Raw genomic sequence first — 15,469 nt, 5'->3', positions numbered from 1 at the left:
TGAGAGGATGGAGCCTAGCGGTCTTTCGATACTATCTTAGCACCCATGGCCGAGATAAGGCAAAGTCGCCGCATCTGAAGCGGGGTAGTGCCAGCGCAAACAGCTATCAAGAAATGCAAGCGTATGGGTTAATATGGTGAGGTGCGACAAGTAAGTCTGGTCGTCCTGCGGATACCCCCCTGTGGCTTCCTCTTCAAGGGAGGTTCATTAACTCCGTGCGTCCTGGATGCCAAGTCAACGCACAGTGATGACGGATTCATCGGTGAATTCGCTCGTCCGTAACGCCGAGCATCATGCGCGCCACAAAAACCGCGAAGCGGCGCAACTCCTCACCGCCCGCCTCCGCAGTTTGGGCCTCCCATAGAAATAAGAGGTTCCATTTGTCCTTCGGTACCAGAGCTTTCAACTGCTCCTTGATGTCATCCTCCGTGTTCCCGGCACCACCCATGGACGGACCGTCTGTATCATAGAAGTCATCAATCAGCTTTTCTGCCAATAAAGCCAGAGTCAAATCGCACATGTGCTTTTTCCACCTCTCCTACGCGTCGCATCCGAGATTAACTCCACTTGGCGAGGATGAGCAAGTCCAATCACAATTTTTGTTGTGGCACCGTCATGGCACCCTGGCTCCGGTGTCCCGGAGGTAACATGACACTGTACGATACTGTGGCAGGGTGGCGACTCGGATCGCCGCCCTTTGCATTTTTCAGCAGTGTCGCACCATGCCCATTGCGAGGAGAGGTTGTCCATGAAACTGCGAAGAAGGAAAGACTTGACGTTCTACCGCATCGTTCCGCCGTCTGATTTTAAATCCTACGACCCGAACTATGCCCATGCATTCGTACAATTGATGGCGGGACTCGGACTGCCAAGACGCCTGGAGTGGCTCCAAGGTTCCTGAAGCAGTTTGACTGGACGCTCTATTCGCGAGAGAAGTTTGTGCGCATCCTAGACCGACGGCGTGTCGAGCGCGATTTGCTCACGCGCACATACGACTTTTTCTACCGCATCCAGAGCCATCCTTTGATTTTGGAGGCATTCGCCCGCGGATTGAACTGGCCCACGAACGTCTGCGCGGCGTCTACATCGAAAATCGGACGTTCCATGAACAATCCGCTGGCCCCGGCCGGCAAAGTCGAATAGGCCGAGGCTGTGCTCCGCCGCTCGGACAAGGTGGACGGCCGACCCGCCGACCAGATGGACCGAGACATTGCAGCCATGTACAGCGCCTCGGAGGTCAGCACATCCGGCAAAGTCGGCGAACGACGAGGGAGTGCCCGAAGATAACGATGCCGACCGACCACGAAAGCGCGGAACGAATACGAAGAAGGTTGCACCGCTACTTGGGGAGTGCCTTGCGCAGTAGTAAGAAGCCATCCCTCCGCCGAAAACACTGCGCCGGACGCGGCTTCCCGGCGCGGCCGCGAAGGGACATATATCCAAATCGCGCGCCCGATGAAAGGAGCACCCCACGTCATTTCTGTTGACAACGAGTCGTGGATTCAGCGCGCGTTCGAGTACTCCGACCGGCATGATGGCCGCCCAGCGGATTTGGTGGACGGAGAGATCGAAGAGATGAACCGGCGGGCACCTCAACCCTCTCAGAAACAGCCGAATCTGCCCGCAGGCAAATCGACAAGGAACCATTCAAACACGCATCCCCAATAGACCCAAACTCCGAACAAGACTCCGCACGGAACGAGGAACGCAACCTCGAACAAAACACAAGCGGGCGGTGTCCCGAAAAACCCGCACACCGCGCGGTCAGGCCAAGCTGCCTGCACGGGACATATTGACACGATCCGCCCGCCAGGGAAAGGAGGAGGCCGCTTCCTTGCTGACGCCCCGAAACAATGAACAGGAGGTACTGCTCGCCTTGTACCGATACACGATGCTGACCGTCGACCAGCTTTGCGCCTTGCTGCACGATCAGCCGGACAGCATGTACCAGACTTTCGGCAAGATGAGAAAGAGGAACTGGGTACAACCCATGCGCTTGGCCTTTCTGCGCCACAACGTGAAGGGGTGGGTGCTGACCAAAGAGGGACTTCCGTTTGCGTTTGGACTGACGAAGGGAACCCGTGTAGGACTCCTTCGACAGCAGGGCAACCCGCCCGGTTAAGCCGTGCACCTCTACGGTTTTTTCACGAGGTTGATTTCGGAGAGCCTTCCTATATCCAATGAAGGGCTGGTGGAGTGGATCGGCATGCGCGACAGCGGTGACCGATACGCGATCGTGGATGCAAAGGAGCGTTGGACGGCACCCGTGCGCCCGGACGGCATCGGCACCTATCGATTTGGTGATGGCTTCATTGCCGTGTTTCATGTCGAGTACGACACGGGCAGTGAACATTCGTGGACGCTGTATCACAAACTCTGGAACTACGCCATCCATCTCCCGAAGTTTTGGGTCGACGTACCATCCGCCAATGTCCTGTTTATCACCCGGAGTGATGACCGTGCCGGGCGGATTCTGGAATTGTGGGAGGGCCTGTTGGGTGGCGGCCTGAAGGGGCAGTCGGTTCCAGCCATGTGGGCCGTTTCCGAACTCCAAATGGAAACGGACGGCGTTTTGCAAGCGGTTTGGAACGGACCATGGGAATACCGGGGATCGTTGAGGGACTTTCCGCACATCGACGGCGACACATACCGCGACATGATGCCACTCGGGAAGCAAACCCGTCTTCCCCCGTTTGTAAGAGGATGAACGACTCCACCACCGTAAACCCGCGAATTCGCCGCAAATCAAGGTATCGGCAACCGTTTGCCTCGCTGTCGCCTGTCGCCCCCTGACGCGCACACTTGCCTCACGTTCGCGCCCAAAGTCGCAGTCCTATTTCCATATGCATTGACTCCCTGATTGCGTCACGTGCGCGCAAGGGGCGCGAAACGGTCCGGATTCTATCACCCCATACCCTAAACCGCTGATGAAACAAGTACCTGGCCCGTGTCTGGGGCTTCTTTTATTTGCTCACGAAACGAGGTGGATGTCTCCATGAGCCGCATCGACAAAAAGTGCAAAACCCCCGACCGGGAATGGCGGGTTGTGGAACGATTCGAGGGCGAGTACACCCTGGCCGAAATCCTGAAAATCTGGCTGGCCTCCTTGTTCCGAGGTGGGGCAAAGTGAGGTATACTCAGGACGCGTCGAGCAGTACCTCATCCCTTCACAGGGGGATGGAGGCCGTGTACGTGGCAACCTATGTGCGGGTGTCCACGGTGTTTGAGGAACAGGACACCTCGCTGATCAATCAGGAGGAGGGACTGAACGACTTCATCCGGCGCAACGCGTGGATTTTGTTCGATACCTACAGCGAACGGCAGTCCAGCTTCAAAAAGCGCGTGGAGTTTCAGCGGCTGGTGCGCGACGCGATGGCGAGGAAGTTTCAGGTCATCTTGGTCAAGTCCCTGAGCCGCTTTGGACGGAGCATCGGAGAGCTGAACACGGTGGTGCCGCAGTTGGCGGAACGGGGCGTTCGTTTTATCGCCTTGTCGGAGGACATCGATACCGAGAAGAACGGCTGGCAAAGCAAACTGGCGATGTACTCGATGGTCTACCAGATGACGAGCCAGACCACATCCGACTGGATTCGGATGGCGGAGAAGGCGCGGGCGAAACGGGGCGAATTCACCGGATCTATCCCGCCCTACGGGTACAAGAAGGCCGACAAGCGGCTGGTGCCCGCCGATGACGAGACGCCCGCCGTGGTACAGCGGATTTTCGATTGGTATGTCGGCGGCGAGATGGGCATGCAGAGTATCGCCAACCTGCTTTCGGATTGGGGCATCCCAACCCCCGGCCAGGTTTCCGGGCAAAAGAACGCGTCGTCCTATTGGCACCTGAGTTCAGTCCGCACCATCCTGACGAATCCGGCGTATGTGGGCGATCTTGTGGCTCAACGGGAACATGTCGCAACGCTTGGAAGCACGAGACGGAGGGAAACCTCGCCGGAGGAAAGGGTTGTACTCCGTGATAGCCATTCGCCACTTATCTCGCGTGATCTGTTTGAAGCCGCCCAGAGGCTATTGAACCGCCGCTCCATCCAGCACATGCCGGGGAAACCGAACCTGTTTACGCATCTCCTGGTTTGTGCCGATTGTGGAAAAGGCATGAGTTGCGTCAGACGCGACTACGGGAATACGCATTACGTCTGCACCACGCACCTGAAACGGGGAGCGCATTTGTGCGGCAGACATGCGATCCGGGAGACGTATTTGGAGCGGGTCATCCTGAATTCGCTGAAACGGCTGACGGGTGAACAGGTCGACACAGAGGGATTAATCGCCGATATCCGCCGGGCATCGGAACAGCAAAAGAAGCGGGAGAAGAAGCGCGTGGAGTCGGTGAAGGACCGGATCGCCAAGTTGGAAAAGCGTAAGAGTACTGCGGAGGATAAGTGGCTGGACGGCGAGTGGGACAAGGATCGCTATCATGCGGCGCTCGAACGGTTTGAAGCCGAGTTGCTGGAACTGCGCCGGGAGTTGAACGGGCTGGAGCAAGCCAGCCAAACTGAGCAGGCCGTGCCGCGCAATATTGCTCAGTATGCAAGGCTGGAGCGCTTGGATCGCCAGTTGGCGCTGATGCTGATCAAGCGGATCGAAGTGCAGGAGGACGGGCAGGTTGAGATCAATTACAATTTTACGCTCTGAGGGTCGTTTTACCTTATATGTTGCTTTCCACCTCCCGACACATGTGGAGTGCGTGGTATCGCTCATTAGAAACTCTTGACTACCTTTCTGTGTCACTAGGCTCTGCTCAAAGGGCTTTGGCGTTCATCGTGCACGTAGAGAATCGGTCGCTTGTAAGGAGATGGGCTTAGAGAGAGAATGTGTCGAGGGGAGGGCTCTTCGTGTCGCGACTTGCGGCTTTGGAGGAATGGATGCGCAACCTCGATGAGGCGTTAGCGGCGGACGACGTTTCGGGTATCGTCGCGGCGATGCAATCTCAGGTAACGGAGCATGCCGGCACGGCTCCGGCAAAGGTCAAACAGGCTGCCATTCGCAGGATTTCGCGTCATTATTCGGGGAATCCAGAGCGCGGTTATGGCATGGCAATCCGCCTTTGCCAAAGTGGGAATTGGACGGCGGAAGAAGTGGGCGCCGCATTGTTGGCCCCGTGTTATGAAGTTCATCCTTCAGACGTGGCCAACATGCTCGAGACGTTGGCGGACAGTTCCAACTGGGAAGTGCGTGAATGGGCTGCCTCCGCCTGCGGAGCGGTGTTGGCCGACCACTTTGATGCATTTTACCCGGCGCTCGTCACATTCGCTCACCATCCATCGGAGAATATCCGCCGTGCCGCTGTGCTCGCCGCGATGTATGCTGGACAGAGCAGAAATCCTACTTTTGCTAATCCGCTCTTGGACCTGCTGGAAATTCTCATAGCGGATCCGTCAAAATATGTGCGTGACAATCTTGGCCCGTTTGCCATCGGTAGTTCGCTCATCCAGTGTTACCCGGACAAGGTGATTCAACGGATGCAGGAATGGGTGCAGCGAGAGGACGAACAGGTTCGTTGGAACGTGGCGATGGTTTTCAGCGCGGCAGCGGGGGCCAGCTATGCGCCGGATGCCCCTGAAGTGTTTCGCATTCTCAGGCAGGACAAGAGGACATCGGTACAGAAAGCTGTCGCTAAAGCGACGAAGGCGATACAAAAAAAGTTCCCTGATTGGAGTCTGTCAGAATAGGGGTGACTTTGTGGCGAAGTGGCTTCGAAGAGGTTTGGGCATGGGCGCTATTACCTCATTTGCCATCGTGTGTCTGTCCGGATGCAGCACCTCTGCAGGGGCATCCAGTGGAGGTGCTAGCACGTCGCATTCGTCTAATGCGTCTGTTGGGTCTGCTAGCGGACTGGCGGCGACCCAATCCGCGAATGCGACGACCAGTTCCGGGCAAAGTGGAGGGGAGAGCGGGAGCGGATTGGCCAACGATTCTAACCAGGGTTCGGCGGCGGCTTCTGCTGGGTCCGGCACGCCGGCCGTGTCGACAACAACAGTGGGTCCATTTCGACCATCGATTGTAGACGCGATGGTCTATGTGCAGCATCATGGCGCACACATGCCGCTTATGGCACCTGTGGTATCGAAAGCCTTTTCTGCCATTCGGCACATGGGTGTGGAGGCGACGGTATCCAGTGACGGGATGAATTACGGTGTGGTGCTGTATGCTACGGAGAGCAGCGTGCCGCTCAACAGCTCAAACCTTTCTTCTCTACCGGAGATGGACCTTGTGGGCTCGTTTGGTGCGACCCGTTTCAGTACCCCCGCCATTGCGAAATCCGAACTTTATGCGAATCAGGAGGGTTCGATGGCTTCGGCGTATCTGACGCCGCCGCCATCTGTGTCGCAATCCGTCAATTTGGGACATGGAATGGTCGGAGCAGCCTATGAGGAGCATTCTTCCGCTGCGAATCCATATTCCCCGATGGTTGTCTGGCACGAAGGCGACTGGACGTTGGAAGTGTATGATGCTTCCGTTTCGATAGAAGTTCAACACGCGAAAAAAATTGTGGCTTATCTCAATCGTCACCTGTTGCCGGAGACTTATGGTGTGTTCGGCGAAAACATTGCTGGCGATGGCGATCACGCTTCTGCCATGTGGGCCTACGGCAACACGGATTACTCGGTATCGAGCTTTCATAGTGGGTTGCAGGCGGTGCAGATGGCGGTGGCGATGCGCGTCTATCCGAGCGGCCAAAGGCGCCCTTGAGCGGGTGATTGCCCGTTTAACTCCGTTGCGGGAAGTTCGGAGTTTGTTTGGAGGAGCGAGATGCGGCGACTGGGAATCTGCACAGTTGAAAGGTATACTGGAGGATGGTACAGAACAAGTGCGTCATCGAATATGGGCGATGAGGAAGGTTAAAAATGAGCCATACAACAACCAAAACGGACGTTATTCTCATTGGCGCTGGTATCATGAGCGCAACCTTAGGGTCGATGCTCAAAGAACTGGCACCTCACTTGGAAATCAAGGTGTTCGAACGTCTCGCAAGCTCGGGAGAGGAGAGCTCGCACGAACTCAACAATGCGGGCACAGGACATTCCGCTCTTTGCGAGTTAAATTACACCACGGAAAGACCGGACAAATCGATTGATATCAGCAAGGCTATCAATATCAATGCACAATTCCAACTGTCCAAACAGTTTTGGTCATACCTCGTAAAAACGCGTCGGATTCAGAATCCCGAGGACTTCATTATGCCGTTACCCCATATGAGCTTGGTGCAGGGGGAGAAAGATGTCGATTTCTTGAGACGGCGCTACGAAGCCCTCAAAGATAACCCTATGTTTCAGGGCATGGAATTTTCCGACAACCCGGAAAGGCTCATGGAGTGGATCCCGCTGATTATGGACGGTCGTACTTCATCTGAGCCAATAGCGGCCACCAGAATTGAGACGGGCACCGATATTAACTTTGGTGCCTTGACGCGCATGCTGTTTGACAACTTGGCGCAGCAAGGCGTGGAACTCCATTATAATTCGAGTGTGGAGGATATCCACCGGACCAGTGACGGCATGTGGGAACTGAAATTGCGAAATTTAAAGACGGGCGTAGCAGAATATCACGCCGCCCAATTTATCTTCATTGGCGCAGGTGGAGGAAGTTTACTGCTGCTTCAAAAAACAGGGATTCCCGAATCGAAACACTATGGTGGGTTCCCTGTCAGTGGACTGTTCATGATTTGCAAAAATCCGGAAGTGGTCAAGCGTCATAACGCGAAAGTGTATGGAAAGGCAAAAGTCGGCGCACCCCCAATGTCTGTGCCGCACCTGGATACACGCTACATCGACAAACAGCAGTCCCTACTGTTTGGCCCATTTGCCGGGTTCTCGCCGAAGTTTCTTAAGACCGGATCGAAACTTGACCTCATTGAGTCGGTGAAACCGAACAATGTGCTGACCATGCTGGCGGCTGGGGTCAAAGAAATGTCGCTCACCAAGTATCTCATTCAGCAGGTGATGCTGTCGGATGAAGCGCGTCTCCAAGAGTTGCGTGAATTTGTACCCACGGCTCAAATGGAGGATTGGGACACGGTTGTAGCAGGTCAACGCGTTCAAGTGATTAAGGATACAGAAGAGCACGGCAAAGGTACGTTGCAGTTTGGTACGGAGGTGGTCACGGCTGCCGATGGGTCCGTAGCGGCGTTGCTCGGTGCTTCACCAGGCGCTTCCGTAGCGGTTCACGTCATGTTGGATGTGTTACAGCGGTGTTTCCCGCAACAGATGGCAGAATGGGAACCGAAAATCAAAGAGATGATTCCGTCTTATGGAGTCTCCTTGGCGGATAACCCGGATTTGTATCGAGAGATTCAAAGGTCGACCTCGGAGACACTTGGACTGACTCGCGTAGAGCAGGTGCAGCATGAAGTAATTCAAGTTTCCACGCCAAGTGACGAGCAGACTGCGATTGAGGCTCCTGGCGAATTGGATGAGAGCATAGACCGCGAAAGCGCTCAAGAAGGGGATGGCGAGGCAGAGGGCGAGGCCGCACCGGCGGCCGACCAGGAAGTAGCCGGCGACAGCGCTCAAGAAGTGGATGGCGAGGCAGACGGCGCACGCGCACCAGCGGCCGACCAGGAAGTAGAGACGGAGATGACGTCGAACAAGTGAGACCTCGTCCTGCCGCAGGATGGATAACTTGGGGTGCGTGCCAAACGCGCACCTCTCTCTGGTGGACGCCCAAAGACTTCTAGTTTCCGGTTTGCGCTTATGCGGGAGCTTGAGGTTCTTTTTTGCACTTATCATCAGCTACCGCTGAGGAGTGACGTGGATGTATGTGCCGAAGCCTTTCGAAATGAGCCAACCCGATGAGATTTCTGCATTCATTCGCGCCAACAATTTTGGGATTCTAGTCAGTCAAGGAGAATCAGGGCCCTTAGCAACTCACCTTCCGTTTTACTACGACGCTCCGGAGTCGGCACTACTGGGTCATATGGCGAAAGCCAATCCCCAGTGGAAAAATCTCGCTAGTCAAGAAGTGTTGGCTATTTTTCAAGGACCTCATGCGTATATCTCGCCCTCCTGGTATCAAATTCCGAAGTCCGTACCTACGTGGGACTATGTTGCTGTTCACGTCTATGGTCGCTGTAGTCTAGTGCTCGACGACGATGGGATGCGGGACATGCTGGACAAGTTAGTGCGCTTTCATGAACCGGATTCGGCATTGCCTGACCAATCCGGCGAGACATTCTACCGCAACATGATGAAAGAGATTGTCGGATTTCAGATTCGTATCACCAATATTCAAGGTGCTTCCAAACTGAGTCAGAACAAGCCCATAGCCGTTCAAGAACGAGTGGCCATGCATTTGCGGCAAGTCGGGGATGCAGGGTCTGTCGGGGTGGCGGAGAACATTGAGCGGTTCGTACAGACGAAGAGACCCCAAGCATAAGTGCGCAGGGTCGGTTCCTGATGCGTCTGCCACCCGCGTCTCGCACAGGCTCGTCGTCAGTAGACGCGCCCTCATGTGTGGTGACAGTCTGATGCGTCGTAACGACTGATGCGACATGACCGCATGGTGCGCACTGATGCAACGACCCGCAACGTCGCATGCTCTCAGGGGAAGCACGGCGTATTCATATTCATCAGAGCAGGAGGACGAATTGATGCATATTGCCATCCTTCCGCTCGTCCACCGATACGGATACATCGGTCTCTTTTTTATGATGGCCACCGAGATGCTCGGTGCGCCGTTTCCGGCTGAGACGACTCTGACGGTTTGTGGATTCGCCTGGGGACAAGGCGCGTTTTCGTTCGTACCACTGTTCTTGGCGGGAAGTGTTGGGAATATCGTCGGATCGACCCTATCTTATGGGCTCGGACGTGGACCAGGCTACCGCCTTGTCCACCGTTATGGGCGTTTTGTACGCCTGACGGAAGAACGAATGGCCAAGGCGGAGCGCGCGTTTGGAAAGCGGCGGAAACTGGCCGTGTTTGTATTCAAGTTTGTGAGTATTCTGAGGCTTGCCGTGCCACTTCTCGCCGGTGTGAGCAAAATGAATTTTGCTCTGTTTACGCTCGTCAACGCGGCGAGTGCTTTTTTGTTTGCGGCCATCTATCTGCTGGAAGGGCGCTATTTGGACGTCTTATGGAAGCAGTATGGTGCAGATGTTCGGCCTTTTCTGTGGCCAGGTGTGGGACTGGTCCTGGCCGCAGGCGTAATAGTTGCGTGGCGTTGGAATGTCAAATGGGGCCGCGCAAAGCGCGGAAAAGACTACGTGTAATCGCAACTCAAAGCACCACAAAGATACTTCTTCAAATGGGACACGCAGTCACTTAGGCCGTCATTATATCACACGAATACAGAGAGATGGCCCTTTCAGGCGAAGGACGTTTTGCTTGAAATTGAGGTTCAGTATATTTGTTTTTGACATGCACGGGCCTTACTGATAAGATTCGTACATCGCCCAGTTTGGTAATTCTCTATATTGGGCAAACATTCCTTTCACGTACAATGCTTCGCAAAAAATCGGAAAGGGGGGGTTGATATTGGATTTCGAAAGCTTCGGGGATTTCTTTACTATGGCAATGGGTCATCCGCCATACCCTTATCAAGAGGCTCTAGTTTCAGGGGCAGATTGGCCACTGGTGCTGGAGGTGCCGACAGGTATGGGTAAGACTGCCGCGGTGGTGTTGGGGTGGATTTGGCGCCGACGTTTTGCGTCGCCAGAATGTCGAGCGGACACACCCAGAAGGCTCATCTACTGCCTTCCGCAACGGACTTTAGTGCGCCAGACCATGGCAAATATCGAGTCTTGGCTCCAACAAGTGGGGCTTGGCCCACACGGGTCACAAAGGAACGAGACGCTGGATAGGAGTCACGAGCCATCTGTAGAGGAAAAACATCTTGAGATTGCAGATGGTGCGTCGGACGGGCGACGGGAGTTGCGGTCAGCATGGATTCCTGTTTATGGATTGCTCGGCGGAGATGTTGCCGGAGAATTTGACGTCGAGCCAGAGTACGATGCCATTCTTGTAGGAACCCAAGATCAACTTTTGTCAAGGGCACTGTTTCGGGGGTATGGGCTTAGCCGATCTCGCTGGCCCATGCATGCGGCTTTTGTCAACAATGACTGCTTGTGGGTGGTCGACGAGCCGCAGTTAATGTCTACAGGACTAGCTACCACTGCTCAGTTGCAAGCCTTTCGCGATGGGTTTGGAACTTACGGACCTGCCAAGACTCTGTGGATGTCTGCTACATTTCGCGAAGAATGGCTGGCGACGGTCGACTACGCACAGACGGTCGCCTCCTCCACTATTCTTCGGCTGAGCGCGGAGGACAAAATTTGCGCAGGAGATAAGTTGGAAGCTGACAAACCTTGCACAATGGCGCCCATCAAGGTGGCCGCCGGTGAGGCATCAGGCAAAGGATTGGCTGCTTATGTCGAACGGTTGCGGGATTTCGTGTTGGTAAATCACCGCCCAGAGACCGTGACCTTGGTCATATGCAATCGGGTCCAGAGAGCTCAAGATTTGTACGTCGCACTGGAGAAGGCTGGTCGTCCTAAGGAACAGATGGTGCTTGTTCACAGTCGATTTCGCATGGAGGACCGTGACGGCTTGAATGCCGTCTTGAGGGACCTGAGTGGGCGCGATGTAATCGTTGTAGCGACGCAGGCGGTTGAAGCGGGTATTGACATGTCTGCGGAAACGCTGATTACTGAATTGGCGCCATGGACCTCGATGGTGCAGCGGTTCGGACGCTGTAATCGCTATGGGGAGTGTCGTCACCCTTCGGTTCACATTGTTGACGTAGAACTGCATGCGGATGCTTGTAGTCCTTATCAGGTCGCGGATGTTCAGGAAGCTCGTAACAAGCTGGTCAATCTTCGGAATGTTCGGATTGTGGATTTACCTCCAGTGGACGGGGGTGCTGATGCGACCAAAGTCATACGCCGCAAAGACCTACTCCAGTTGTTCGATACTTCACCTGATTTGTCCGGGTTGGACATTGACATTTCGCCCTATATACGAGACGCCGAGGACGCTGATGTACAGGTCTACTGGCGGCTATTCTCAGAGGATTCACCCAGTCCGGAAATGCCGCGGCCATCAGGTCGCGAAATTTGCAGAGTCTCTCGAAGTATGTTTCGGGAGTACCTCAAGAACAAGCACAAAGGTCAACTTAGGAAGGCGTGGACGTGGAATTTTGCGACCGAGTCTTGGCAGGAAGTCAATGGTGATACAGCCTATCCTGGTCAAACCATCTTGCTCAACGCGCTTTGGGGCGGATATACACCGGAATTGGGTTTTGTAGGAAAAAGTTGGGATGCAGTACCAACACCCTCCGGCGAAGAAGATTTGGGACAGATGGACGCAGAGTCGCGAGAATCAGACAATATGGCATCGCATGTGCGAGTACCCGTGGAACTCGCGGACCATACCAAGCACGTGGTTGACCAAGCTAAGTTGCTACAAAAAGCTTTCCCTGACGTGCCACTCATGAAGGCGGTGGTGGAGGCGGCTCTCCTGCATGACTGGGGCAAGAGTCATGAAGCATTCCAGATGAAATTAAAAGCGGGGCTCGATGCAACCAGCCCTTGGCAATCGGTATTGTTGGCCAAAAGCGGGGACTGGAGCACGGGCAACAGACTGTCGCAGATTATGGGTGGGGTTTCAGTAGGGAAAAGGCAGTCTGCCGGTACCTCACCCAATAGAGGCACAGAGCTCCCTCCAGAATCAAGAACGATTTCGCCAAAGAGAATGCGTGCTTTTCGACATGAACTTGCGTCGGCTCTCGCATATTTAGTGTCCACTTCGTCCAACACCGCAGCAGACATGCGTTACCGTCGTTTGGTCGCTTACCTCATCGCAGCACATCACGGAAAAGTTCGCGTCACCATACGTTCTCTGCCGAACGAAGAGGTGCCCACTGCGAAAATGCCAACAGGATTGCCTCAGGATGAACGAATGGCGAGTCCCCCCTTGTTCGCGAGGGGAGTGTGGGAAGGGGACACTCTCCCCGAATTCTCTCCAGACAGTCATATGGTTCTAGCCCCCGTGGAACTGTCCCTGCGGTGGATGACACTAGGACGAGTGTGGCCAAGCGGGGAGGCTGTCGGAGAGAGCAGTGTAGAGGATGAACCGAGTTGGTTGGAAGGCGTCCTGGCCCTTCTTCATGATTTAGGACCATTTCGGTTGGCGTGGTTAGAAACGATTCTGCGTGTAGCCGATTGGAGAGCTTCGGCGGCAGAAGGAGGGGAAACCAAGTGACGACGTCCATCGACCTATGTTTGTCTGGATGCAATCCGTCTCCGCTCTCCGGTTATCTTCGGGCTTTGGCAGTGCTTCGTCTCGTGTCGGAACAGATGGACTCCGAGGCGCAAGGATATTGGGTAAACAACGAGTTCCACCTGAAGTCGACGTTGACGCGCCAAGATTTGGTGTCGTTCCTCACTGAAAAGTATCGGCCAACGCCTGTCTGTGCTCCATGGAACGGGGGCAGCGGTTTTTATCCTAAGGATACTCAAGAGGCGTTGCAGGAAATCTTGTCTTCGACTGCAGGCAGGCTCCAAGCCTACCGTGAAACCATTCTCAAAACATTAGAATTTGTGTCTCGTCTGCACCTGACTGAGCAACCAAAAGAACGCAAAGACGAACTGCTCGAACTGTGCCGCAGTTGGTGGCCGGATGAGGCGGTGGAATGGTTGGATGCAGCCGTCGTGCTGACGTCGAACAGTCCCAAATATCCCCCGCTTCTCGGGACGGGTGGAAATGACGGTCGCTTAGAATTCACGAACAATTTTATGCAACACGTAGTCCGATTGATGGATACGAACACTGGGGAGCCGACGCTCCACAGTCAGGAGTGGTTGAACGGAGCGTTGTTCGGCGAGTCAACTGGACACCTGCTAAAGTCTGCGCCGGGTCAATTTCATCCAGGAGGCGGTGGCGGACCAAACGCGAAGGCTGGTTTTGAAGGCTCATTTTTCGCGAATCCGTGGGAGTATGTGTTGGCATTAGAAGGTGCGCTCACCTTTTCAGCGGCCGCTGTCAAGCGTTTAGAGACGGGCCGTACAGCGGTTCTCAGCTATCCGTTTACCGTGTACCCATCGAGCGTGGGGTCTGGAAGCATCGCCGATATCAGTGAGTCGAAACAAAGGGCGGAAATGTGGATGCCGCTCTGGTCGCAACCCGCAACGTTCCGAGAACTGGGATATCTCTTTCAAGAAGGACGAGTCCATGTGGGGAACAGGCCAGCGCGAGACGGCGTGGACTTTGCGCGAGCGTGCGCCACGCTTGCGGTGGACAGAGGTATCGACAGCTTTCAACGCTTCTCGTTTGCTCAACGCTCAGGGAACATGTATCTGGCGGTGCCACTGAATCGACTTCAAGTCAAAGTGCAGCCAGAGGCGGAGTTACTCAATGACCTGGACCAGTCTCGTTGGCTCGACCAACTGTCCGACTTCTCTCGTGGGACGGACATTGGGTCGTTTAAGAGTGCTTACCGTGCTCTACGAGAAGCTATTTTTCGTCTCTGTGTCTCAGGTGGGCCGAGGCGCGTTCAAGATGTCTTGGTGATGATTGGGCGCATTGAGCGATTACTCGCACATTCTCCAGCAGCGCGAGACATCATTCGACCGCTAACTCTACGCAATCCGCAATGGACGGTCAAGGCGGCGGACAGGTCGTACGAATGGGAATTAGCTATTTCCGTCGCATCGTGGTACACGGAAGGGCTGCCCCAACTTCGTGCTTACTTCTCTCCAGTCGATCCGTCTTCAGCACGGGGTTGGGATAAATTTGCTGGTCCTCGATTGATATGGAAGTCAGGAGACGTCTCTCGGAACCTATTGCGCCTGATGGAGAGACGTATGATGGATGCCGAGTCGAAATTAAAGGACAGAGAATCACCCGATGGGACATGGGCCGGAGAAGATGATAAAGAGCGCGGCAGGGACGGCAGATTTTCTCGAAAACTGTCCGACTACGTTGCCAAACCCTTTTGGGGAGCCCAGACCGCAAGCCTTCCTGCCGTGCAAGCCTTTTTGGAAGGGAAAGTAAACGAAGAGCGTCTGGCAGACTTTTTGTGGGGCGCGCTGCCGCTGTCCGCCGGAGGTGTCTTGCGAAGACGTGATGATTCCGCACAGCGAGTCTCTTTACAGAGTCATTCACGAGATGGTTCTACTGTGTTGCCATATGTGTACGCGGTGACACGGCTCACGAGTGTACCGAATGGTATGCTCAACGCCTTGGCAGAGCGCTCTGAAGACGTGCCGGTCCAATTTCCAAAGCAAATTCTTTTTCTCCTGGCGACTGACCGTTCTGCAGGGGTAGAGCGTGCTGCTCAATTGGCTACAAGACGGCTCGTGATTAGCGGACTGGTGCCAAAACATGGGCAGGTGCAATCTCCATTCGTTTCGGGACGTCGATGCGGAGCAGCACTGGTTTTTCCGCTGGCTATGCACGACTTAGGCTCACTGTACCGCCGTTTGATGGAAAGACAAAATACGACCGAGGAGAGATGATAC

Annotated in this window: 14 protein-coding genes; 12 read left to right on the top strand and 2 right to left on the bottom strand. The window is 54.8% G+C overall.

Annotation, left to right across the window (positions count from 1 at the left end; all coding sequences use genetic code 11):
• Positions 1-256: 256 nt before the first annotated feature.
• Positions 257-520 carry a hypothetical protein gene (locus M4I36_RS01775; protein WP_079290623.1) on the bottom strand — a complete coding sequence of 88 codons (264 nt, stop codon included), beginning with the start codon at positions 518-520 and terminating at the stop codon, positions 257-259.
• A 228-nt stretch (positions 521-748) separates the two neighbouring features.
• Between M4I36_RS01775 and M4I36_RS01770 the strand changes: the two genes are divergently transcribed.
• Entirely contained in the window at positions 749-901 is a 153-nt protein-coding gene (locus M4I36_RS01770) for a hypothetical protein (protein WP_179123086.1), read from the top strand.
• A 100-nt stretch (positions 902-1,001) separates the two neighbouring features.
• On the opposite strand, the gene M4I36_RS01765 is transcribed toward M4I36_RS01770, so the two are convergent.
• Entirely contained in the window at positions 1,002-1,490 is a 489-nt protein-coding gene (locus M4I36_RS01765; protein WP_258109932.1) for a hypothetical protein, read from the bottom strand.
• A gap of 344 nt (positions 1,491-1,834) precedes the next feature.
• Here M4I36_RS01765 and M4I36_RS01760 point away from each other — a divergent pair, with 344 nt between their 5' ends.
• The 11 genes from M4I36_RS01760 to cas8g1 all read left to right on the top strand — a co-directional run bounded on the left by M4I36_RS01760 (position 1,835) and on the right by cas8g1 (position 15,466).
• Positions 1,835-2,122 carry a hypothetical protein gene (locus M4I36_RS01760; RefSeq protein WP_079290627.1) on the top strand — a complete coding sequence of 96 codons (288 nt, stop codon included), beginning with the start codon at positions 1,835-1,837 and terminating at the stop codon, positions 2,120-2,122.
• A gap of 3 nt (positions 2,123-2,125) precedes the next feature.
• A complete protein-coding gene (locus tag M4I36_RS01755; RefSeq protein ID WP_258109931.1) occupies positions 2,126-2,707 on the top strand; it encodes a replication-relaxation family protein in 582 nt (193 codons plus the stop codon).
• Between the two features lie 288 nt (positions 2,708-2,995).
• On the top strand, positions 2,996-3,130 hold the full coding sequence (locus tag M4I36_RS01750; protein ID WP_258109930.1) for a hypothetical protein: 135 nt from the start codon (positions 2,996-2,998) through the stop codon (positions 3,128-3,130).
• Positions 3,131-3,192: 62 nt separating this feature from the next.
• The gene (locus M4I36_RS01745) at positions 3,193-4,650 is read left to right on the top strand and encodes a recombinase family protein (RefSeq protein WP_179123087.1); all 1,458 of its coding nucleotides are present in this window, start codon (positions 3,193-3,195) and stop codon (positions 4,648-4,650) included.
• Positions 4,651-4,850: 200 nt separating this feature from the next.
• On the top strand, positions 4,851-5,687 hold the full coding sequence (locus M4I36_RS01740; protein WP_258109929.1) for a HEAT repeat domain-containing protein: 837 nt from the start codon (positions 4,851-4,853) through the stop codon (positions 5,685-5,687).
• A gap of 40 nt (positions 5,688-5,727) precedes the next feature.
• A complete protein-coding gene (locus M4I36_RS01735; RefSeq protein ID WP_258109928.1) occupies positions 5,728-6,708 on the top strand; it encodes a hypothetical protein in 981 nt (326 codons plus the stop codon).
• Positions 6,709-6,863: 155 nt separating this feature from the next.
• Positions 6,864-8,609 carry a malate dehydrogenase (quinone) gene (gene mqo / locus M4I36_RS01730; RefSeq protein ID WP_258109926.1) on the top strand — a complete coding sequence of 582 codons (1,746 nt, stop codon included), beginning with the start codon at positions 6,864-6,866 and terminating at the stop codon, positions 8,607-8,609.
• Positions 8,610-8,769: 160 nt separating this feature from the next.
• A complete protein-coding gene (locus tag M4I36_RS01725) occupies positions 8,770-9,390 on the top strand; it encodes an FMN-binding negative transcriptional regulator (RefSeq protein WP_258109925.1) in 621 nt (206 codons plus the stop codon).
• Positions 9,391-9,604: 214 nt separating this feature from the next.
• Positions 9,605-10,222, top strand: a complete 618-nt coding sequence (locus M4I36_RS01720) for a DedA family protein (RefSeq protein WP_258109924.1) — start codon at positions 9,605-9,607, stop codon at positions 10,220-10,222.
• Between the two features lie 265 nt (positions 10,223-10,487).
• Positions 10,488-13,211: a type I-G CRISPR-associated helicase/endonuclease Cas3g gene (gene cas3g / locus M4I36_RS01715; RefSeq protein WP_258109923.1), complete on the top strand. Its 2,724-nt coding sequence runs from the start codon at positions 10,488-10,490 to the stop codon at positions 13,209-13,211.
• On the top strand, positions 13,208-15,466 hold the full coding sequence (gene cas8g1 / locus M4I36_RS01710) for a type I-G CRISPR-associated protein Cas8g1/Csx17 (RefSeq protein WP_258109922.1): 2,259 nt from the start codon (positions 13,208-13,210) through the stop codon (positions 15,464-15,466). The genes cas3g and cas8g1 overlap by 4 nt, the downstream gene beginning before the upstream one ends.
• Positions 15,467-15,469: the final 3 nt, after the last annotated feature.

It is taken from the genome of Alicyclobacillus sp. SP_1 (assembly GCF_024706985.1).
Classification (GTDB): Bacteria; Bacillota; Bacilli; order Alicyclobacillales; family Alicyclobacillaceae; genus Alicyclobacillus_I.
The sequence above is the reverse complement of the archived record's forward strand: the minus strand, read 5'-3'. Positions and strand labels throughout refer to the sequence as shown.